This window comes from Kocuria sp. cx-455 (assembly GCF_057707085.1).
In genome coordinates, this window is sequence record NZ_JBYIPM010000005.1 from 36,819 (window position 1) to 56,238 (window position 19,420).

General features: G+C 64.8%; 23 protein-coding genes and 1 tRNA gene. 12 read left to right on the forward strand and 12 right to left on the reverse strand.

Annotated features, from left to right (window positions below; all coding sequences use genetic code 11):
- Positions 1–15: 15 nt before the first annotated feature.
- Together AC3ENJ_RS08530 and AC3ENJ_RS08535 are read right to left on the reverse strand one after the other, a co-directional pair.
- Entirely contained in the window at positions 16–1,095 is a 1,080-nt protein-coding gene (locus AC3ENJ_RS08530; protein WP_431813724.1) for a PQQ-dependent sugar dehydrogenase, read from the reverse strand.
- A 36-nt stretch (positions 1,096–1,131) separates the two neighbouring features.
- Entirely contained in the window at positions 1,132–1,737 is a 606-nt protein-coding gene (locus tag AC3ENJ_RS08535; protein WP_190781431.1) for a DJ-1/PfpI family protein, read from the reverse strand.
- A gap of 598 nt (positions 1,738–2,335) precedes the next feature.
- On the opposite strand from AC3ENJ_RS08535, the gene AC3ENJ_RS08540 reads away from it, so the two are divergent.
- Genes AC3ENJ_RS08540 through AC3ENJ_RS08565 form a run of 6 tightly spaced genes read left to right on the forward strand, consistent with a single transcriptional unit; the run spans position 2,336 to position 4,656 of the window.
- The gene (locus AC3ENJ_RS08540) at positions 2,336–2,845 is read left to right on the forward strand and encodes a universal stress protein (RefSeq protein ID WP_190806951.1); all 510 of its coding nucleotides are present in this window, start codon (positions 2,336–2,338) and stop codon (positions 2,843–2,845) included.
- A gap of 3 nt (positions 2,846–2,848) precedes the next feature.
- Positions 2,849–3,022, forward strand: coding sequence for a hypothetical protein (locus tag AC3ENJ_RS08545; protein WP_431813725.1), 174 nt, complete (start codon positions 2,849–2,851; stop codon positions 3,020–3,022).
- Positions 2,986–3,354, forward strand: coding sequence for a phosphopyruvate hydratase family protein (locus AC3ENJ_RS08550; protein ID WP_431813726.1), 369 nt, complete (start codon positions 2,986–2,988; stop codon positions 3,352–3,354). Before AC3ENJ_RS08545 ends, AC3ENJ_RS08550 begins: the two co-directional genes overlap by 37 nt.
- On the forward strand, positions 3,351–3,851 hold the full coding sequence (locus tag AC3ENJ_RS08555) for a fluoride efflux transporter FluC (RefSeq protein WP_190781433.1): 501 nt from the start codon (positions 3,351–3,353) through the stop codon (positions 3,849–3,851). The genes AC3ENJ_RS08550 and AC3ENJ_RS08555 overlap by 4 nt, the downstream gene beginning before the upstream one ends.
- A complete protein-coding gene (gene crcB / locus AC3ENJ_RS08560) occupies positions 3,848–4,225 on the forward strand; it encodes a fluoride efflux transporter CrcB (RefSeq protein WP_431813727.1) in 378 nt (125 codons plus the stop codon). The genes AC3ENJ_RS08555 and crcB overlap by 4 nt, the downstream gene beginning before the upstream one ends.
- Positions 4,222–4,656, forward strand: a complete 435-nt coding sequence (locus AC3ENJ_RS08565; RefSeq protein WP_431813728.1) for a hypothetical protein — start codon at positions 4,222–4,224, stop codon at positions 4,654–4,656. Before crcB ends, AC3ENJ_RS08565 begins: the two co-directional genes overlap by 4 nt.
- A 111-nt stretch (positions 4,657–4,767) precedes the next feature.
- On the opposite strand, the gene AC3ENJ_RS08570 is transcribed toward AC3ENJ_RS08565, so the two are convergent.
- Positions 4,768–4,840: transfer RNA gene (locus tag AC3ENJ_RS08570), tRNA-Ala, on the reverse strand.
- Positions 4,841–4,924: 84 nt separating this feature from the next.
- On the opposite strand from AC3ENJ_RS08570, the gene AC3ENJ_RS08575 reads away from it, so the two are divergent.
- A complete protein-coding gene (locus AC3ENJ_RS08575) occupies positions 4,925–5,707 on the forward strand; it encodes a LysR family transcriptional regulator substrate-binding protein (protein WP_431813729.1) in 783 nt (260 codons plus the stop codon).
- A gap of 12 nt (positions 5,708–5,719) precedes the next feature.
- Here the strand turns inward: AC3ENJ_RS08575 and AC3ENJ_RS08580 are convergent, their stop codons facing one another.
- Together AC3ENJ_RS08580 and corA are read right to left on the reverse strand one after the other, a co-directional pair.
- Positions 5,720–6,787: a mechanosensitive ion channel family protein gene (locus AC3ENJ_RS08580; protein ID WP_498957866.1), complete on the reverse strand. Its 1,068-nt coding sequence runs from the start codon at positions 6,785–6,787 to the stop codon at positions 5,720–5,722.
- Between the two features lie 67 nt (positions 6,788–6,854).
- Positions 6,855–7,889, reverse strand: coding sequence for a magnesium/cobalt transporter CorA (corA, locus tag AC3ENJ_RS08585; protein ID WP_431813730.1), 1,035 nt, complete (start codon positions 7,887–7,889; stop codon positions 6,855–6,857).
- A gap of 99 nt (positions 7,890–7,988) precedes the next feature.
- On the opposite strand from corA, the gene AC3ENJ_RS08590 reads away from it, so the two are divergent.
- Genes AC3ENJ_RS08590 through AC3ENJ_RS08600 form a run of 3 tightly spaced genes read left to right on the forward strand, consistent with a single transcriptional unit; the run spans position 7,989 to position 10,834 of the window.
- Complete coding sequence (locus tag AC3ENJ_RS08590; protein ID WP_431813731.1) at positions 7,989–8,489, forward strand: NUDIX hydrolase; 501 nt, start codon at positions 7,989–7,991, stop codon at positions 8,487–8,489.
- A 2-nt stretch (positions 8,490–8,491) separates the two neighbouring features.
- Positions 8,492–9,571, forward strand: a complete 1,080-nt coding sequence (locus AC3ENJ_RS08595; protein ID WP_431813732.1) for a glycine betaine ABC transporter substrate-binding protein — start codon at positions 8,492–8,494, stop codon at positions 9,569–9,571.
- 45 nt (positions 9,572–9,616) lie between these two features.
- The gene (locus AC3ENJ_RS08600) at positions 9,617–10,834 is read left to right on the forward strand and encodes a pyridoxal phosphate-dependent aminotransferase (RefSeq protein WP_431813733.1); all 1,218 of its coding nucleotides are present in this window, start codon (positions 9,617–9,619) and stop codon (positions 10,832–10,834) included.
- 18 nt (positions 10,835–10,852) lie between these two features.
- Here AC3ENJ_RS08600 and AC3ENJ_RS08605 read toward each other — a convergent pair whose 3' ends face one another.
- Together AC3ENJ_RS08605 and xseA are read right to left on the reverse strand one after the other, a co-directional pair.
- Positions 10,853–11,122 carry an exodeoxyribonuclease VII small subunit gene (locus tag AC3ENJ_RS08605; RefSeq protein WP_190781442.1) on the reverse strand — a complete coding sequence of 90 codons (270 nt, stop codon included), beginning with the start codon at positions 11,120–11,122 and terminating at the stop codon, positions 10,853–10,855.
- A 36-nt stretch (positions 11,123–11,158) separates the two neighbouring features.
- Positions 11,159–12,460, reverse strand: coding sequence for an exodeoxyribonuclease VII large subunit (gene xseA, locus AC3ENJ_RS08610; protein ID WP_431813734.1), 1,302 nt, complete (start codon positions 12,458–12,460; stop codon positions 11,159–11,161).
- 59 nt (positions 12,461–12,519) lie between these two features.
- On the opposite strand from xseA, the gene AC3ENJ_RS08615 reads away from it, so the two are divergent.
- The gene (locus AC3ENJ_RS08615; protein WP_431813735.1) at positions 12,520–13,425 is read left to right on the forward strand and encodes a hypothetical protein; all 906 of its coding nucleotides are present in this window, start codon (positions 12,520–12,522) and stop codon (positions 13,423–13,425) included.
- A 4-nt stretch (positions 13,426–13,429) separates the two neighbouring features.
- Complete coding sequence (locus tag AC3ENJ_RS08620; protein ID WP_190781445.1) at positions 13,430–14,512, forward strand: 4-hydroxy-3-methylbut-2-enyl diphosphate reductase; 1,083 nt, start codon at positions 13,430–13,432, stop codon at positions 14,510–14,512.
- A gap of 3 nt (positions 14,513–14,515) precedes the next feature.
- Here the strand turns inward: AC3ENJ_RS08620 and AC3ENJ_RS08625 are convergent, their stop codons facing one another.
- The 5 genes from AC3ENJ_RS08625 to AC3ENJ_RS08645 all read right to left on the reverse strand — a co-directional run bounded on the left by AC3ENJ_RS08625 (position 14,516) and on the right by AC3ENJ_RS08645 (position 19,356).
- Positions 14,516–15,760, reverse strand: coding sequence for a DNA recombination protein RmuC (locus AC3ENJ_RS08625; RefSeq protein WP_431813736.1), 1,245 nt, complete (start codon positions 15,758–15,760; stop codon positions 14,516–14,518).
- A 70-nt stretch (positions 15,761–15,830) separates the two neighbouring features.
- Entirely contained in the window at positions 15,831–16,442 is a 612-nt protein-coding gene (locus AC3ENJ_RS08630) for a response regulator transcription factor (RefSeq protein WP_190806962.1), read from the reverse strand.
- Entirely contained in the window at positions 16,439–17,581 is a 1,143-nt protein-coding gene (locus AC3ENJ_RS08635) for a sensor histidine kinase (RefSeq protein WP_431813737.1), read from the reverse strand. The genes AC3ENJ_RS08630 and AC3ENJ_RS08635 overlap by 4 nt, the downstream gene beginning before the upstream one ends.
- A 5-nt stretch (positions 17,582–17,586) precedes the next feature.
- Complete coding sequence (locus tag AC3ENJ_RS08640; protein WP_431813738.1) at positions 17,587–18,348, reverse strand: ABC transporter permease; 762 nt, start codon at positions 18,346–18,348, stop codon at positions 17,587–17,589.
- A gap of 57 nt (positions 18,349–18,405) precedes the next feature.
- Positions 18,406–19,356: an ABC transporter ATP-binding protein gene (locus AC3ENJ_RS08645; protein WP_431813739.1), complete on the reverse strand. Its 951-nt coding sequence runs from the start codon at positions 19,354–19,356 to the stop codon at positions 18,406–18,408.
- Between the last annotated feature and the right edge of the window lie 64 nt (positions 19,357–19,420).

Consider the following 19,420-nt stretch of genomic DNA (forward strand, 5'->3'; position numbering starts at 1 on the left):
CGGCGCACAGATATTTCAGCGCCCGAACCGCAAAATCCTGTCATCCTCCGGCGATGGGCTGCCGCGGCCGTCCGTATTGTTGGTCATGACCCACAGGGAGTCGTCCGGCGCCACGGTGACGTCGCGCAGCCGCCCGAACTCGTCCGGGAAGTGCTCCACCGACTGGGAAGTATCGGCCAGTGGTATCTCGCGCATGCGTGCGCCGCGCAAATTGGCCATGAACAGCGTGTCGTCCCGGATCGCGATACCACTGGGACTCGCTTCGGAAGGTTCCCACTGCTGAACGGGATTGATGAATTCGTCGCTGTCGCCTAAGCCTTCCACCTCGGGCCACCCGTAATTGCCGCCGGATTCAATCACGTTCAGCTCGTCCCACGTGTTCTGTCCGAACTCGCTCGCGTAGAGCGTGCCGTCCTGCGCCCACGCCAGGCCCTGGGGATTGCGGTGCCCGTAGCTGTAAACCAGGGAATCGGGGAACGGATTGCCCTCCGGAACATCTCCCTCCGGTGTCATGCGGAGAATCTTGCCGGACGGTGAATCCTTGTCCTGCGCGGCCTCGCGATTCCCGGCGTCACCCACGGTCGCATACAGCAATCCGTCCGGTCCGAAAGCAATCCGACCGCCGTTGTGCGTACCACCCGCGGGGATTCCGTCCAGTAAGATCTCTGGGCTTCCGAGCGACAAGTTCCCCGGCGTGCCGGACATGGGGAAGCGCTCCATACGGTTTTCGTCCTCGGCGGTGAAGTACGCGTACAGGTAGTTCTCGTGGACGGCCAGGCCCAGCAGGCCGCCTTCACCTCGGGGCGCCACGCCGTCGACGATGGCGACCTCGCGCGCCCGACCGGCGTCGTCGAGCTCGAGGATCCTGGCCGAGTCGCGCTCGCTGACTAAGGCAGCGCCGTCGTAGAAAGCGATCGACCACGGCGCGTCGAGATTCTCGGCCACGATCCGGGACTCTTCCCACGACGACGCCGCCGCGCGCGTTTCGCTCGTGGCGGGCTCGCTCGGTTGGTCGCTGTTGCCGCCGCATGAGGTCAGGAGCAGGGCGCCGCTCACGAGGACTGCGGTTGGTACGGGGCGTGACGTGGGAACCATGCTGCGGTCCTTCCGGGGCAGAGGCGTGTTCCAAATTCAGCCGGACATCAATACCGGGAATGCTGACGGATCACCCCGGTCGAACACGGCGTCATACGCTTCGAGCAGCTCCGCCGACATCAGCCCCAGCATGCCCAATGTCGCGCTGGCGAACTGGACCGGAGATTGTGGGCCGGCCGTGACGAGCCCATCTTCCGCGACGGCTCGTTGATCGCGATAGTGCGCGCCGCCCTTGTATCCCGTTGCTTCAAGGGCCACTTTCGCAGCTGACGTGTGGGGGCGGTTATCGAGCAAACCTGCGCGGGCCAATGCTTCCGTTGCTCCGCAGATCGCGGCAACGGGCACTCCGGCATCGAGGAATTGCTCGGCAACGGCGACGAATACTTCCTCTCGCCCCGGCTGCCACCCGATACCCCCGGGCATGATCAGGAGGTCACTGGCGGTCGGGTCCAGGTCCGCGACCGGGATGTCGGGAAGCCAACGTACCCCGCCCATCGTGACCACTGGCTGATCGGTTGACGCGACACTGACCACGTTCCACGGTTCGCCAATGAATCGGCCCGTGTTGAGTTCGGCCAGCAGGTGACCGGCTTCCCAATCGGCAACCTGATCGATGAGCACCACGTGCGCAGTACGTGTCATAAATAGACAGTGACAATATGGCGGGCCCATGTCAATGATGTGGGTGCTCCCTGCTGAGGTAGAAGATCAAGCCGGATCCTCGTAGAGTGCCGGCGGCCATGAGATCATGGGACGGACGCTCCGGCGTCGCGGCGGTGGGGCTCGCCGCACCCAACCTCGGATTCCCGACAACAGTCCCTACCCCATGGCACATCTGTGCCCTGACGGTAGGAGATCTTGATGGACACCCCCACGAGAGCAAAGTCTGCTCCATCCTCCTTGGCATCGCACTCCACGAACTTGGCACTCTCTGGGCAGGGGCGGATCCTCGCAATGCGTTGCTCCGGACGAGCGAGCTGCTCGTCATCGACTTGTTCCCCGCGATCCTCACGGGTCTCTTCATCCCTGGCCCTGCCAGCCCCATCGTTCGGCGCAGTCCTCACACCGTATGCGGCGGGACTCAGGCGTTCGCGCCTGTTTCGGGCCCACGAACCAGGCGCCGGCTCTCGATGGCAGTGCGCGGCAGGCCACGTTGCGGCCTGCATCGTCGTCGGCACGATCGGGTTCAGTCTCGCGATGGCAATTCTCGGCATCGGTCAGCACTGATAAGGAGCAGCTCATGAAACAAGGGAACGCATTCGTCGTCGTCGGCGTCGCCCCCAGGGGGCTCGCAGGGGTCCTCACGACCGCGGCGGGGTTCGCCGAGCACTTCGGTGCGGAGCTGGTCTGCGTCAGCGTCGACGCCTCGCGCTACACGGTCCGCCACGAGCCCGATGGGAGGGTCGTGTCGATGCCCATTGATTCCGACCTCGCAGATGAGGGCGTCGAAGAGTTCAACCCGGAACTACGCGCGGCCATCGCGCGGGCACTGGACAGGCAATCCGTCTCCTGGTCGGTGCGGGCGTTGGCAGGCGGCCCCGCACAGGAGATCGCACGGCTCGCCGACGAACTCGATGCGGCCATGATCGTCGTGGGCACGCGAGATCCGGGGATCCGCGGTTCGCTGCACGAGTTCTTCAACGGTTCGGTGGCCGTTCAGCTCGCTCACCGCCAGCATCGCCCCGTCGTGGTCGTGCCGCTCCACGCGGTGAGTGCCGGCGGTGAGCTGCCCTGGCAGGTGGAGGAGTAAGCCGTGTCCGCAACACTGGTGCTGGTGCAGAACGGGCAGAGACGGGCGAGCGCCGAACGGTCGCTGATCCCCGGCGGCAGCTGTGTGGACCAAACGACCGCGGCCCTCGCGACCACGGTGGGTCCTACTCCGGCCGGGGCGTGCAGACTGCCGTCGCCGGCGGGCACGTTCAGCTAGTCTGCTACGACCTGTACGTGACCGACCCCGCGCGCATCCGCGACGGTGCCGAGCACGGCTACTCCGATGCAATGCTCATCAAGCCCAACCAGATTGGCACCGTCACCGAGACCTTCGACGCAATCACCACGGCGCGCGAGCTCGGAATGACGTGCATGGTCTCGCACCGATCTGGGGAGACGGCGGATACGTTCATTGCCGACCTCGTGGTGGGCACCGGCGTCGGGCAGATCAAGTCCGGCGCGCCCGCCCGCGGGGAACGCGTTGCGAAGTACAACCGGCTCAAAAACATCGCCCTCAACCACCCCGACCTAACCTACGGACTCGCATGACAGACACAAACCCGACCGCCCAGCTTCCCACCGACCCGGATACCGACGCCGGGCAGACCAAGACCGGTGAGCCCCGGCCGGTGCACCTGCGCTGGACGTCGCTCGTGGCGGTGTTCGCGGGCGGCAGCGTCGGAACCGGGACTCGCGAGGCACTCACGCTCGCGTTCCCGGCGTCGGGCGGCATTCCGTGGACGATCTTCGCCGTCAACCTCTGCGGGGCTTTCTTGCTGGGCGTCCTCCTCGACGCGCTCGCGCGGCGGGGGCCGGACCGGGGGCGGCGGCGTCTGCTGCGGCTGTTGGTCGGCACAGGCTTCATGGGCGGATTCACCACGTACAGCGCCTTCGCGGTCGACACCGCTGGTCTTCTCGGCGCGGGCGAGGCGACGGCCGGCATTGGATACGGGCTCGGCACCCTCCTGTGTGGCGGGCTCGCCACCTGGGCAGGGATCGTCATCGCCACCCTCGCGCACCGTCACAGGAAGGGAGCCGCGTCGTGACCCCGCTCGTGTTTGTCTGCATCGCACTGGCCGGCGGCCTCGGTTCGGCATGCAGGCTCTTTTTGGACGGCGTGATTCGCGCCCACACTCGTGGCTCGGTGCCGTGGGGGACCATCACCATCAACCTCACTGGCTCGTTCCTGCTTGGGCTGGTCACCGGCTTCACCACGAACCAACTGCTTCCCGAGGCCGTTCACCTAATTGTGGGCGCGGGCTTCCTCGGCGGCTACACCACCTTCTCCACCGCCAGCTTCGAGACCATCCGCCTGCTGCAGGAGCGCAGATGGGCCATCGGCGTGCTCAACGGGCTGGGCGTGACAGTTGCGGCATCGGCGCTCGCGGGCCTCGGGCTCTGGATCGGGAGCTTCGCGTGAGCGATACAGAGTCCTGCGGCACGCCCGCCGGCGCGATCGACGACCGGCCACCGCAGCCACCCATTCCTGAGGACGTACCCGTTCGAATCATCCTGGTCCGGCCTGGGCGTACGGCGCTCAATGCCGTGGCCAGCGGGGTGCCGCACGGCATCGATGCGGCGTTCAACGACCGCGACTACGGCCCGTGGACCGGGCAAATCAAGGACAACGTGATCCGCGAGTGGGGTAGCGTGAACGGCGCTCCGGGGGTCGAGGACGAACAGGTCGTCCTCGACCGTGCTCTGGAGGCGCTGACCGCTCTCGTCAGAGAGGGCAGCGGTGACGGCACAGTGCACGTCCCACGTCATCACGGGGCGCCGACCATGCCGCCCAAGGGTTCAAGGTCTTCGCTACATCCTGAGACAGCAAAACGCCCCCACCATCGCCAATGAACCCCGGCCCCCACACACGACAAAAGGGCCCCGGAACCATAAAGTTCCAGAACCCTTCTGTCATCCATCTGCCGACTCATCTGTCAACGATGACCCGACTCAGGACAAACGTGGAGCTTAGGGGAATCGAACCCCTGACCTTTTCATTGCGAACGAAACGCTCTACCAACTGAGCTAAAGCCCCTCACACCAGAGATTACTGTAGTCCTCCCACCTGGTTTTCGCACGTTGAGCTGGTCTGCGTGCTGGCGCCACTTAGGGTTGACCCATGACCGAACCGCAACTCCCCGAAACAGCGCAGCCATCCGAGCACCAGCCCGTGAGGGATCGGTTCGCAATCGGCTACGTGCCCGGTGTGATGCCGGGAAAGTGGTTCCGGAGGTGGGAGGATCGCCGTCACACGCCGGTGTTGCATCAGTACCTGGTCCGGGCCGATGGCTGGCGAGAGGCACTGACTAGTGGCGAGATCAAAGCGTGCTTCGTCCGTCTCAACTGGGAAGACCAGGACCCCAGCGTGGAAGAGCTCAGAGAGGAATTCCGCGCGGTTGCTCTCTACGAAGAACTCCAGGTCGCCGTGCTCGACCGGGATCACATCCTCACCGTTGCGGAAACGCTCACCACGGGCGAGCTCACGGCCGAGTCCGAGCCCCAAGCCAGGCCTCGCACTGATGACGCCGACATGGCCGTGGAACTCACCGCCGCCGGCGTGGGCCCGGTCATCCTGCCCATGTCGGTCGCCCGTCTGCACCACCGCAAGGACGTCACCTACCGCGAACTCACGGATGCACCCACCGTCCCCGTAATGCTCGTGTGGCCCCGGGACCTCACCGAAGCGGACGAGGCCGCGGTCCAGCAATTGGTCGGCATTGTGCGCGGCCGCAGCGCCAACAGTGGTCGGGACACCCCGGCCCGCGCGGAAGAAGAGCGCAAGAACAAGAAGCAACCCCCCAAACAACACCCCAAGGCTGCACAGCGCCGAGGTGGCAGGGGACCCAAGGGAGCAAAAGCGGCGTCGGTGAGCAAGAATGCCCGCCGACGCCGCCCGCGCTAGAGCCGCGGGAGGCTAGCCGTCCCCGCGGCGCTCCGACGAATCGGTGGTGGTGCCGTCCTTGCTGGGGGTGCGGCCATCGGTCGTGGAAGTGTCAGGGGCGGGTTCGGGCCGGCGCACCGCGGTGCGCAACTGACCCGTCAGGGGAACGCGAGGCTGCGGGAAGGACGTGGTGCGGGTGTCGTCGTCGGCGGAGGAACCGGTCGGGGCGCCGTCGTTGCGCACGACCATCTGATAGACCAGCGGTAGGCGCAGGCCTTCGCGGTCCAGCATCTTCTTGATACGCACGCGCAACACGCGGGCCACGTCCCATTGCTGCAGCGGCGCGGTCTTCACCGCCAAACGCACGGTGATGGACTCGCCGGTAATGTTCTCCACGCCCCAGACCTCGGGGTCGTCAATGATGTTGGGGCCCATGTCCGGGTCATCGCGCAGCAATTGCGCCTCGTGCTCGATGAGGTCCGTGAGCAGGTCGATATTGGTGTCGTAGGGGACCGGGATGTCCAGCACACAGCGAGCCCACCCCTGGGATTGATTGCCCACCCGGAGGATCTCGCCGTTGCGCACGTGCCACAGGGTGCCCTTGACGTCGCGCACCTGGGTCACCCGCAATCCCACGCTCTCCACGGTGCCGATGGCCTCGCCCAGGTCCACGGAGTCGCCGATACCGAGCTGGTCCTCGGCCACCATGAAGATTCCGGAGAGGTAGTCCTTGACCAGGGATTGCGCGCCGAAGGACAGGGCCACACCGGCAATACCGGCCGAGGCCAGCACCGGAGCGATGTTGAACCCCATCTCCGAAATGATCATCAGGATGGCCACGGCCCAAATGACGATCGTGGCCACCGAGGACAGCACGGACCCCACGGTGGATGCACGTTGGGACTGGCGGTCCGAGGCCAACCCGGCATCGACAACCCAGCGGGGCTTCCCGTTGTCGATCTTGCGGACGATGCGCGAGCGCGACCCGCGGGCGATACCCCGGGTGACGTTGCGAATCACCAACCGCAACACGGCGGTCAGGGCCAGCGCGCCCAAGAATATGAGGAGTACGCGGAGCGGGGCACCCAACCAAAAATGCACATCAAGCAAGTTCTCTTCCATCGCGAACTACATTAACCGCCGAGGATGAGCGTGGCCTAAGTGCGTATCAGAGCCACTTCTTGGCCTTGAAGATCACGTACAGCACCACACCGACCCCCAACATCAGGCCCAGGGCCATGGGGTAGCCGTACTGCCATTCCAGCTCGGGCATGTGCGCGAAGTTCATGCCGTAGACGGAACCCACAATGGATGGGGCGAACAGGATGGCCGCCCAGGACGAGATGCGCTTCATTTGCTCGTTTTGTGCCATGGCGGCCTCGTTCTGCCGGGCGGTGGTCAGGGTGGAGTCCAGGGTCATCGCGTCCGCGAGCGAGGACCGCATGGACTCGAGTTTGTTGTTCACCACGATCACGTGGTCCAGCACGTCGCGCAGTCGATGTTGCAGTTCCACATTCGTGCCGTACTTGCCGAATCCCGCGAAGTACTGGTTCATGACCGTGGTCAGCGGTGACACCCCGCGGTGGAAATCATTGACCTCACGGGCGAGCTCGTAAATGCGCTGCGACACGTGCTGCTCGCCGGCGAACAACGCATCCTCGATCTCGTCGATGTCGTTCTCGAGGCCGTCGAGCACCGGAAAATAGTCGTCCACGATCTGGTCGAACAGGGCATACAGCACACCGTCCCCGCCCAACTTGATCAGCCCGTCCTCACCTTCTACGCGCTCGCGTACCCGCGAGACGCCAGTGGATTCCGAATGCCGGATGGTGATTACAAAATTGGGGCCGGTGAAGATGTGGATCTCGCCGATGTCCACGGTCTCATCATGGTCGTTGTAAACCGCCGGCCGCAGCACCGTGAACAAAATGTCCCCGTAGCGCTCGATCTTGGGCCGCTGATGCGCCTGGATCGTGTCCTCCACCGCCAGCTCATGCAGCTTGAAGTGCTCGGCCAGCGACTTCACCTCCGATACGCTCGGCCGGTACAACCCGATCCACGCCAGCACCGGTTCCTTCCGGCCGTCCTCCGCGGTCGCGCATTCCTCCTCCAACTGACGGAGGAGCCGGTAGGTTTCCTGCAGATTCGACGGCGTTTCGACCCGCTGCCCGTTGCGGTAAATGGCGTTGTCCACGATGCTCACCGGCCCATTATCGCCGTTCACCTTCCCCGCACGGCAACGGTGGGCGCGCGCGGTCCGGCGGGTACGACGCCGCTCGGCCCGGTCAGTAGACTCGTCACCATGAGTTCGGCATTCGATTCCAGGGTGGGCGCCTATGCGCTCATCGTCCGTGACCAGCAGGTGCTGTTGACCCATTGGAATCCGCACCGCCCCGATTTCAACGGTGCCTGGACTCTTCCGGGCGGCGGCATGGAACCCGGGGAGCAGCCGGAAACCACCATGCTGCGCGAAGTGTTCGAGGAAACCGGGTACACGGTGGAGACGGAGTCGATGCTCGGTGTGCACAGCCGATGGATGACGCCCGACCAGCGGCTGGACGGCAACCCCCGCGAATACCATGCGTGCCGGGTGCTGTACACGGCACACGTGGTGAGCGGTGAGCTGAGCGTGGAAGAAGACGGATCCTCGGACGACACCCGTTGGTTCCCCCTGGTGGAACTGGACGAACTCGAGCGCCTGGACCTGGTGGATCAGGCGCTACGCATGGCCGGCCTGGGCACGTGGGTCGAGCAACCCGAAGAACAGCCGAGCCCCGTGGTTGAACAGGACATCGAACAGTGACGATGTCCCCGCATGCCGGGAACACGAGCGCACGATTCCGGATCGGTCGCCGCATCGCTCTGACCGGTGCCGCTTTCATGTGCGTCCTCGCCCTCGGAGGGTGCGCTACCGAGGCCGAGGAGCTCGCAACGGAGGGAGCGGAGCAAGAGGCGACCGCAGCGGCGTCGTCGGCGGGTACCCGGGAAGGCACCCCGGTAGCCATCGCCACAGGTGTCAACGACCAGACCCGGGTGGCTGCGCACCTGTACGCCCAGAGCCTGCAGGAGCAGGGGATCGCCGCCACTGTCGTGGACGCGGGGACGGAACGGGGTGCACTGATCGACGCCCTGGAATCCGGCACGGTGGATGTGGTGCCCGATTTCACCGGTGACCTGTACGTGCACATGGCCGAGAACGAGACCCGCGCAACACCGTCGGCCACGCCCTCGCCGGACCCGTCCGCGTCGAAGGATCCGGGCCTGGTGGGATCGATCGGGCAGCTACTGGGCTTTTCCAGTGAGGCGGGACCATCCGCGGATGACGTGTACGGCGCTCTGCCGGACGCCATGCCCCAGGGGCTGAAGATTCTCCACGAATCCCCGGCGGAGAACACAGACCGGTTCGTGGTGGCTCCGGCCACCGCCGTCGAATTCGAACTCGGCGACCTCACCACCATGGAGAAACACTGCCCGGACATCAACGTGGGAATGCCCGGCAATTACGCTGACACGGCACAGGGCGTCAAGGGGCTCACGAGTTACTACGACTGCGTCCCCAAATCCGCCCCGGAATTCTCGGACTACGCCGCGCGGGTGGATGCGCTACTCAATAATGATGTGCAAGCGGCGGTGCTGCCCGCTTCGGCGCCCGCGATTGAAGACGATGGCCTCACCGTGCTTGCGGACCCGAACAACCTCTACCGGCCCGAGAAACTCGTGCCGGTGACCACCGGTGATCTAACGGACGATGCGATCTCCGTGATCAACGGCGTCACGGACGGGATCCGCACTCAGGATCTGACCATGATGACCCGACTGGTCACCGGTCAGGATCCGGCCATGTCACCGGAGGAAGCCGCTACGTTCCTGCGGGAACAGCCCTGATAAATCTTTCGGGTCGCATCGTGACGTACGAGTAGTGTTGCCCTCATGGCAATGGTGAGGCAATCCGACAAACTCAAGAATGTGCTCTACGACATCCGCGGTCCCGTACTGGAACAAGCGGAAAAAATGGAGGCGTCTGGTCATCGCATTCTGCGGCTGAACATCGGCAACCCCGCGCCCTTCGGTTTCGAAGCACCGGACGCGGTCCTGGTGGACATGATCAAGAACCTGCCCAATGCGCAGGGCTATTCGGATTCGCGCGGCATCTACTCCGCCCGCACGGCCGTGGTGCAGTACTACCAGACACGCGGTATCATGAACCTGGACACCGACGACGTGTACCTGGGCAATGGTGTGTCCGAAATGATCACCATGTCGCTGCAGGCACTGTGCAACACCGGTGACGAAATCCTGGTGCCCTCACCGGACTACCCGTTGTGGACCGCATCGGTTGCACTGTCCGGCGGCACCCCCGTGCACTACCTGTGCGATGAAGACAACGGCTGGAACCCGGACCTCGAGGACCTGGAGTCCAAGATCACCTCCCGCACCAAGGGCATCGTGGTGATCAACCCCAACAACCCCACCGGTGCCGTCTACTCGCGTGAGACCCTCACGAAGATCGTGGAGATTGCCAAGAAGCATGAGCTCATCCTCTTCGCGGACGAGATCTACGAAAAGATCACCTACGACAATGCCGAGATGATCAACCTGGCTTCACTCACCGGTGAGGACGTGCTGTGTCTGACGTATTCGGGGCTGTCCAAGGCATACCGGGTGGCCGGTTACCGTTCCGGCTGGTTGGCGATCACCGGCCCCAATTGGAAAGCGGAGTCCTACATCGAGGGCATCAAGCTGCTGGCCAATATGCGCATGTGCGCCAATGTTCCCGCGCAGCACGCTATTCAGACGGCGCTGGGCGGGTATCAGTCCATCAACGATTTGATCCTGCCCGGCGGCCGGCTCAAGGCTCAGCGTGACCTGGCGTACAAGAAACTCAACGAGATCGACGGTGTTTCCTGCCAACAGGCGGCCGGTGCGCTCTACCTGTTCCCCAAGCTGGACGTGGAGAAGTTCGGTATTGTGGATGACGAGCGTTTTGCCCTGGACCTACTCAAGGAACAAAAGATTTTGCTCAGCCACGGCACCGCATTCAACTGGGGCGAACCGGATCACTTCCGACTCGTGACCCTGCCCGCGGTGGAGATGCTGGACACCGCTCTCGACCGTTTGGGCGAATTCCTGTCGGGCTATCGCCAGTAGGGTTCGCCCACGTCCGGCTCACTCCGACGCCGCTTGCTCCCGGGTTTCCTCGCGCCGGGCGCGGGCGGCGTCGAGCCGTTGCCGGGCACCGTCCAGCCAGTTCTCGCAGCGGGTGGCCAGGGCTTCGCCGCGCTCCCACAACTGCAAGGACTCCTCGAGCGTGGTGCCACCGGTTTCGAGTCTGGACACGATCTCCACGAGCTGTTCGCGAGCCTGCTCGTAGCCGAGCTGATCAACGTCCGACAGGTCCGGTGCGGAGGTGTCGGGGGACGGGTTCTGCTTGGTCATGACGGTCCTTTCTGAAGTACTTCTTGAGCGGTGGGGTTAGTGCTCGCCGGGTCGGCGCTGGCTCACGGTGTTCACGGTGACACCCAGTTCGCCGGAGGCCAGGCGCACGGCCAGTGGCTGTTCGGTTTCCACGGTGTGCGCGTCCGTGACCACGTGCCCGTCCTTGGTCTGGACCACGGCATATCCGCGGTCCAGTGTCTGCTGGGGTGACAATGCGCGGACGCGGGCTCGCATCTGGGCCACGGTGTCCTGAGCGCGCAGCGTGGCGGTGTTGACCGCGGACCACGCGCGGGAGCGCCAGCGATCCAGGTCTTCTTCCCGCACCAGGATCATGCTGTCCGGTTGGGACAGCACGGGGCGGGATCGCACGGAGGCCAGCCCCTGGACTTCCCGGTCGATCAGGGAGCTCACGGCGCGGTCCAGTGCCGCGCGGGCCTGGCCAAGGCGCAGGCGTTCCTCCTGAACGTCCGGAACCACGCGCTTACCGGCATCCGTGGGAGTGGACGCACGAACGTCCGCCACGTAATCCAGCAGCGGTTGGTCGTTCTCGTGACCGATAGCGCTGACCACGGGCGTGGTTGCCGCAAAGACCTTACGGATCAGGGACTCATCACTGAACGCCAACAGGTCCTCGAAGGCGCCGCCACCGCGGGCAATCACGATCACGTCCACGTGCTCCAACTGGTCCAGTTCCGCCAGCGCACCGCTCACGGCGTGTGCTGCCCCATTGCCCTGAACCGGGACTTCGCGGATCTCGAACTGCACACCCGGCCACCGCAAAGAGGCGTTTCGCACCACGTCCTTCTCGGCATCCGAATTGCGACCCGTGATCAGCCCCACGCACGAGGGCAGCACGGGCAATGGTTTCTTGTGGCGCGGATCGAACAGTCCTTCATCCGCCAACGCGCGGCGCAGACGTTCGAGGCGCTCCAGCAGGTCGCCCAACCCCACGGGGCGAATGCCACGGCCGATCATGGAGAGTCGGCCGGTCTTGGCGTAGAAGTCCGCTTTGAGGTTGAGGACCACGCGCATGCCCTGCTCCAAGGGCCGTTGCAGGGCGGCCAGCTCCTGGCCGAACAGTGTGACGGACACGGACATTTCCTCGTTCATGTCCCGCAGCGTCACGTACGACACGCGCGCGCGGTGGTTGACCTCAATGACTTGGCCCTCGACCCAGGCATCCGGGGCCTTCTTGATCCAGACATTGAGATTGGAGGACAGCCGGCTGAGCGGCCAGGGGTTCTCCGGGGAAGTGTCCCGCGCGAACTGAGCGAGTTCCCGGTGCGGGTCCGGAACGTCTACAGCATCCAAGGGCTGCGGCGAAGACGATGTGCTCATGACTCATGCTTACCATCACCGGCCGACACGCACAGGCGAGTTTTCCTTAGAGTGGAGCAGTGACGGCTCAAGCATCCTCATCCACAGCCCGCGCGCTGCGAACCGCGGGTGCCGTGCTGTGCGGGCTCCTCACCGGCGTTGCCTTCGCGGCGTGGCTTGGGCTCACCTGGGTGCAGGACCACGTGTTGTCGCCCTCGGGATTTGAGGACACCGCTCGCTCGATCGTCACCGACACCTCGTTCCAAACGGAATTGGTGGGCACGGTGTTGGACCGTGCGACCTTCGGGCTGCTCGATGATTACCGCACCGGTCTCGACCCCGTGGACCAGGCCCTCGAAGATGTCCGTGAACGCGCCGTCGACGCCGCCGAATCCTTCGCAACCGCTCCCGAACAGCAAGGCATGTGGACCGAGGTTCTCGTGCGGACCCACGCCGCCAACGTTCCCCTCTCGCCAGAACTGGGCAACGCCCCCGAGAACCTGGTGGTGGACGTCAGCCCCGTGGGCGCCACCCTCGACCAGCGCATCCGGGACACCATTGGTATTGACCCGGCACTGAATTCGCAGGGGCTGACGGTGACGGTTCCCGGGGCGCGCACCGGACCCGCGATCGATGCGCTCGTGTGGATCGCGCAGTGGCGGTTCGTGCTTCCGTGGCTGGCCGCGGTGTTGGGTATCGCCACGCTGCTGGTAGCTCCCCACCGCTGGCTCGCCCTGGTGGGGCTGGGGCTGGCAGGGCTGGTCATGACCGGAGCATTGTTGATCACAGCGATGGTGGCGGCCCAGGCGGTGACATCGGCGTCCTCGGTTGAGCCGGTGGCGCATCTGATGGTCACGGAAATCGTGGGGTTGCTGCGTGAATCATTTGTGGCGCGCTGCGTCACGGGCATGACGTGGGTTGCGGTGGTTGCGCTGGTGGGTGTGACGGGCGCCGTGGTGAGACGCTACGCGGTCGCCTACCATTAAGGGCATGTCCACCACCGTTGATCTTGCCATGCCCACCGTTCCCCGCGTCCGGCGCACCCCTCAAGAGATCGCCGACGCCGCTCCGGTCGTCGGTGCTCGCAAGGTTTTGTTGGCCGCACCGCGGGGATACTGCGCCGGCGTGGACCGCGCGGTGATCGCGGTGGAGAAGGCACTCGAGCACTACGGTGCGCCGGTCTACGTGCGCAAGGAGATCGTGCACAACAAGTACGTGGTCAGCACGCTGGAAGAGCGCGGCGCTATTTTCGTGGATGAGACCGACGAGGTGCCCGAGGGATCGCTGCTCGTGTTCTCCGCCCACGGTGTCTCCCCGGCGGTCGTGCAGTCCGCCGCTGACCGCAACTTGCAGACCATTGACGCCACGTGTCCGCTGGTCACCAAGGTGCACCGCGAGGCCGTGCGCTTCGCCCGAGGGGATTTCGAAATCCTGCTGATCGGTCACGTGGGCCACGAAGAGGTCGAGGGTACCTTCGGTGAGGCCCCCGAGCACATTCACATTGTGAACTCCCCGGAGGACGTGGACACTCTGGAGGTCAAGGACCCGGACAAGGTCGTGTGGCTGTCCCAGACCACGTTGAGCGTGGACGAGACCATGGAGACCGTCAACCGGCTCCGCGAGAAGTTCCCGAATCTGCAGGACCCGCCCAGCGATGACATTTGTTATGCGACCTCCAACCGTCAAACGGCCATCAAGGAGATCGCGCCTCAGACGGATCTGGTGATCGTGGTGGGATCGGCCAACTCGTCCAACTCGGTGCGTCTGAAGGAAGTGGCTGAGGAATACGGTGCCAAGCGGGCCGAGCGCGTGGACTTTGCCCATCAGGTCGACGAGTCCTGGTTCGAGGGTGTAGCCACCGTCGGTGTGACCTCCGGTGCTTCGGTGCCCGAGGTACTCGTGAGGCAGGTGCTGGATCTGCTGGCCGAGTACGGCTACGGCGAGGTCGAAGAAGTGGTGACCGCGGAGGAGGACATCCTGTTCTCCCTGCCGAAGGAACTGCGCGCCAAGCTGGCCCAGGGCGGCGACAACTCCCGTCAGCTCGGAGGCCGTGGAGCGCGCCCCACTCGCTGACTCCTAGCTTGCTCGGTCTTCTCGCTCAGTGTCTTGGTCCAGCACGAACTCCGTGGCTGTGACGGCCCGGGGCATGGTTTCCACGGGTTTGGTTTCAAGCCCGGTGGAGTCGTTGTCGGTGGGATCCAGCGCGGCGATCTTGCGTGCAGAGGGCAGAACCCGGGTTTCCAGTGATCCCACGAGCTTGTTGTAGCCGTCCACCGAACGGCGCAGGGATCCCCCCATGTCCGTGAGATGTTTGCCCACGGATCCCATGCGGTCATACAGCTCCCGCGACAGCCGGTAGAGCTCACGGGCGTTGTCCGTGAGGGTGGCATGCCGCCAGCTGAACGCCACGGCCTTCAACGAGGCCATCAGTGACACCGGAGACACCAATGCCACGTTGTTCCGAGCGGCATGTTCCAGCAGTGTCGCATCCGTTTCCAAGGCGGCGGCCAGCGCGGATTCCACCGGCACGAAGCACATCACGAGCTCCGGGGAGCCGTCACTGCCCGTCCAGTACTGCTTGGTGGCCAGTGTGTCCACGTGCGATCGCAGTGCTTTGGCGTGCGCCTTCAACGTCTGCGCGCGGCGCTGCTCGTTCTCGGGAGAGCCGTCAGCGGGAACGGCCTGCGAGTCCAGGTAGGAGTTCATGGGTGCTTTGGCATCCACCACCATCGACTGCCCACCGGGCAGTTTGATGATCATGTCCGGTCGTTGCACTCCGCGGTCGGTGACGCGGGAGTCCTGTTCCGTGAAATCCACGTGGCGCACCATGCCCGCGGCCTCCACCACGCGACGCAACTGCATCTCGCCCCACGCTCCACGCACCGTGGTGGACCGCAGGGACGACGACAACGAACCGGTGGCCTCCAACAACTGGGCGTCGGTGCTGCGAGCGGCATCCAGCGCTTGGCTCACCGCACCGAACTGCTCCGCACGGTCACGTTCCAATTGGGTGACATGACGCCCCACGGTGCGCAGCTGATCATTGAGCGGGGCCAGTGCCTGCAGCACGTTCTGATCCTGGAAGGACCGCGCTTCAAGGGTGGCCACGTGTTTCTCGAGCTGTTCCTTGGCTTCCCGTGCCGCGGCGCTCTCCTGTAACGCGCTCAGACGCTCCGCCTGCAGCTCATCGACCTCGGCTTCCACCCGCCGCGTCCGGCGACCCGCCACCGACAGACCCGCGGCGCCACCGAGCCCTAGACCCACCACCAGGGCGAGCAACGCCCACAACCACCACACCTGAGACATCACGGAAGCGTCCATGTGGGAACTGTCTCAGACCCCTCCGACACGCATAAGTTCATGTCTCAGGGAGCCCTTGAAGCACCCCGCGCTAGATCCACCCGTTGCGCAGCGCTCTCGCCGCAGCCTCCGAACGGTTGTGCACACCCGTCTTCCCGATTGCCGACGACAAATGATTGCGCACCGTACCGGGGGACAGATGCAGGGCGGCCGCAATGTGTTTGGCGGAGCCACCCTGCACGGATTCCCGCAGCACGTCCTGTTCCCGTTGGGTCAGGGGGTTGGACCCGGCCACCAAGGATTCCTCCGCGAGAACGGGATCGATCACCCGCAGTCCCGCGTGCACGCGCCGGATGGCCTCGGCCAATTGGTCGGCGGGAGTGTCTTTGACGACAAACCCGCTCGCTCCGGCGTCCAGGGCGCGCCGCAAGTACCCGGGCCGGTCGAACGTGGTGACGATCAGACACTTGGTCTCACTACCGCCGCGCGCAATTTCCTGCGTAGCGTCCAACCCGTTGAGCACGGGCATTTCTATGTCCAGTAAGGCCACATCCACGTTCTGGGCTGCGACCGCGGCCACGGCCTCGCGGCCGTTGCCTACCTGGGCCACCACGCGGATGTCCGGTTCCAGCTCGAGCAGCGCGGCCAGACCGGCCCGCACCAACGCTTGGTCGTCCGCGATCACTACCGAAATGGTGTTCATGCCGGTTCCACCACGATTCTCGTCCCTCGGTCCTTACCTTCCACGGGCGAGGTCACGGTCAATTGCAGCCCCGCTCGCTCCGCCCGTTCCCGCATACCGCGCAGGCCGTTGCCGGGAACGGACGACGTCGCCGCGTGCGCGTCGCGGCGCTCGCAATCCAGCCCTGCGCCGTCGTCGGTGATGGTCAGGGTGGTCGAGGTGAGCGTGACCCAGCACGACGAGGCGGCAGAATGGCGCACCGCATTGGTCACGGCCTCACGCAGGATCCACGCGAACGTGGCGCGCCAGGGCGAGGCGATGGTCGGAACGGTGCTGGGCAGGTGCGGGGTGATGCCCGCCGAACGCAGGGCCGCCCGGGCCTGCATCAATTGCACACTCAATTCCGGTTCGCGTAGTTTGCCCACGGTGGAGCGCACATCGGTGAGGGAATCGCGGGTGAGGACCAGAACGTCGTCGAGCTCCTGGGCCGCTCGTTGCGGGTCCGTGGCCATGAGACGCTTGGCCAGCTGAACCTTCATGGACACCACGGTCAGGGAATGACCCAGGATGTCGTGGACGTCGCGGCCCACCGATTCGCGCTGCTGTGCCAGTGTGAGTTCACGCTGCAATTCTTCCCTGATCATCGACCGTTCCATGACCCACCGGGACACCAGCAGGAGCATGAATGCGGGGGAGATGCCCACGAGCGGCCAGAACCATTCCCGCGGCGAGTACACGATCAACCACGGGGTGATGGTGATGAGCGCGATGACCGCGGCCGCAATGATTGCGCCCTTCATGGACAACCGGAACGCGCACACGGCCACGAAGAACGGCGCCACGTAGGTTCCGGTCAATCCTGCCGCCGGGACCACCAGGGCCACGGGCACCGAGAGGACCAAGCACCAGAAGAGCGCGTTGACCAATTCACTGCGGCGTGGGAACGGCACCTCGTAGATCCAGGAGATCACGTACAGCACGGCGAACAGACCAATACCCGTCAACCCGAGTCCCTTGAGCCCGTCCGATACCGGCGCGGACAGCACATTCGAAATCGGAAAGAGCAGGAAGACCAGCCACACCGAGGCGTAGACAACTTCGCTCCAGCCGGAGGGATTCTCGTTCGAGGCGTCTTGAACAGCCTGGGGGTCGGTCGTCACCGTAGTCAATTGCGGGCCGTCGCTCTTCGGGCGGCGAACAGGGCTACGGCCGCGAAGATCACGGCCCACACGCCCACATTGGCGAGCAGCATCCAGACGCTGTCTTGTTCGGCCGTGCCATCCACGGCAACCACCCATCCTTCGGTAATGGGGTAGCGGGCAAGTCCAACAATTCCATACAAGGGCGTGAAGCGAGCGAAGTCCAGCAACGAACCGGACAACGGCATGAACACGTTACCCAGGAAAGCGAGCACCACCAGCAGACCGGAGGCGGCGCTGACGGCCCCGTCCGAGCGGAACAACAACCCCGCAGCCAAACCGTAGAGCGCGAAGACCACGGAACAGGCCACCACAATGCCGGCGGTCGCGAACCAGCGCCACGGATCGTCCATGGCGGAATTGGTGAAGACACCGACCAGGTACACGATGATGACGGGCACTACCGCGACGGCTACGGCCACCACCACCTTGGTCGCGGCATAACCGCCCGTACCCATGGGAGTCACGGCCAGTTGCCGGCCCCATCCCTTCATCCGTTCCACCGCAGCGCTGCCCGCGATCGACGTGGTTGCAGTGACAGCCCCGTAGGCGGCCATGGACACCATGAGGTACGCGGAGACGTTGCCGTTGCCCGAGGACTCGTTGGACCAGCCCTGGGTGACACCGAACATGACGAACAGTGCCGCGGGCAACACGGCAATGAAGAACATGCTCTCGAAGGCCCTGACCTGTCGCCAGAAATCGTGGAGCGTGTAGGTGAGATTCATGACGGAATCCTTGTCTGTTGTGGTGGTCTGAAGATGCCGGTAGGGCAACCGCGTGGCTCAGGTGTCGGTGGAGCGGCTGATGAGGGCGGTGAACGCTTCTTCCAGGCCGCCGCGGGAGATTTCCAGCTCGGCGGCCGGTGTTTGGGTCAGCAGAACTCGGGCCAGCCGGTCCGATTCGTGGGTGTGCGCGATGACGCGGGAACCCGTCCGATCCAGGCGCGTGACACCGGGGAGGTTCGGCAGCGGCGTCGGCTCCGGCCAAACGAATGACACCGCCTGGTGGGTCGAAGCGGAACGGAAGCTGTCCACCGTCCCGTCGTGATGTACGGCCCCGCGGTCCAGGAGCACCACGCGCTGAGCGAAGTCCTCGGCCTCCTGCAGGTAATGGGTCGCGAAGACCACCGTGCGACCCTCGCGGGCCTCGGCGTGCATCGTGTCCCAGAAATCGTGCCGGGATTGGACATCCATGCCGGCCGTGGGCTCATCCAACACGAGGAGGTCGGGTTCGGGGAGAAGTGCCAAGGCGAACCGCACGCGCTGCTGCTGGCCACCCGAACATTTGGACACCTTGCGTCTTGCGAAGGACGTTGCTCCGGCTCGTTCGAGTGCCTCGTCCACGGGCATGTGTTGTCGGTAGAGGGCCGCGATCATCACCACTGTCTCGCGTACCGACAGGTCATCGAGCAGTCCGCCGGTCTGTTGGACGGCGCCCACCAGGCCACAGGACACGGCCTCGCGGGGGCTGCGCCCGAAGACCGAGACGGTGCCCTCCTCCGCATCGGACATGCCCAGAACGATGTCCAGAAGCGTGGTCTTACCGGCGCCGTTGGGTCCCAGCAGGGCGACGATCTCGCCGCGGTCGATGCGCAGACTCACATTGTTCACGGCGTGCACGGTTTCTTTGCGGGTGCGGAACACCTGGTGAACCTGAGAGCACTCGATGGCCGGGGCGAGCGGCGTCGTCGTGGGGGCGGAGAGAGAAGGCGAAGAAGTGGCCGATGTGTTCATACCCCAATATTCGCGGGAATCGGTACGGTTCAGAACTGCCGAACGTCACGACTCAGGGGTGACA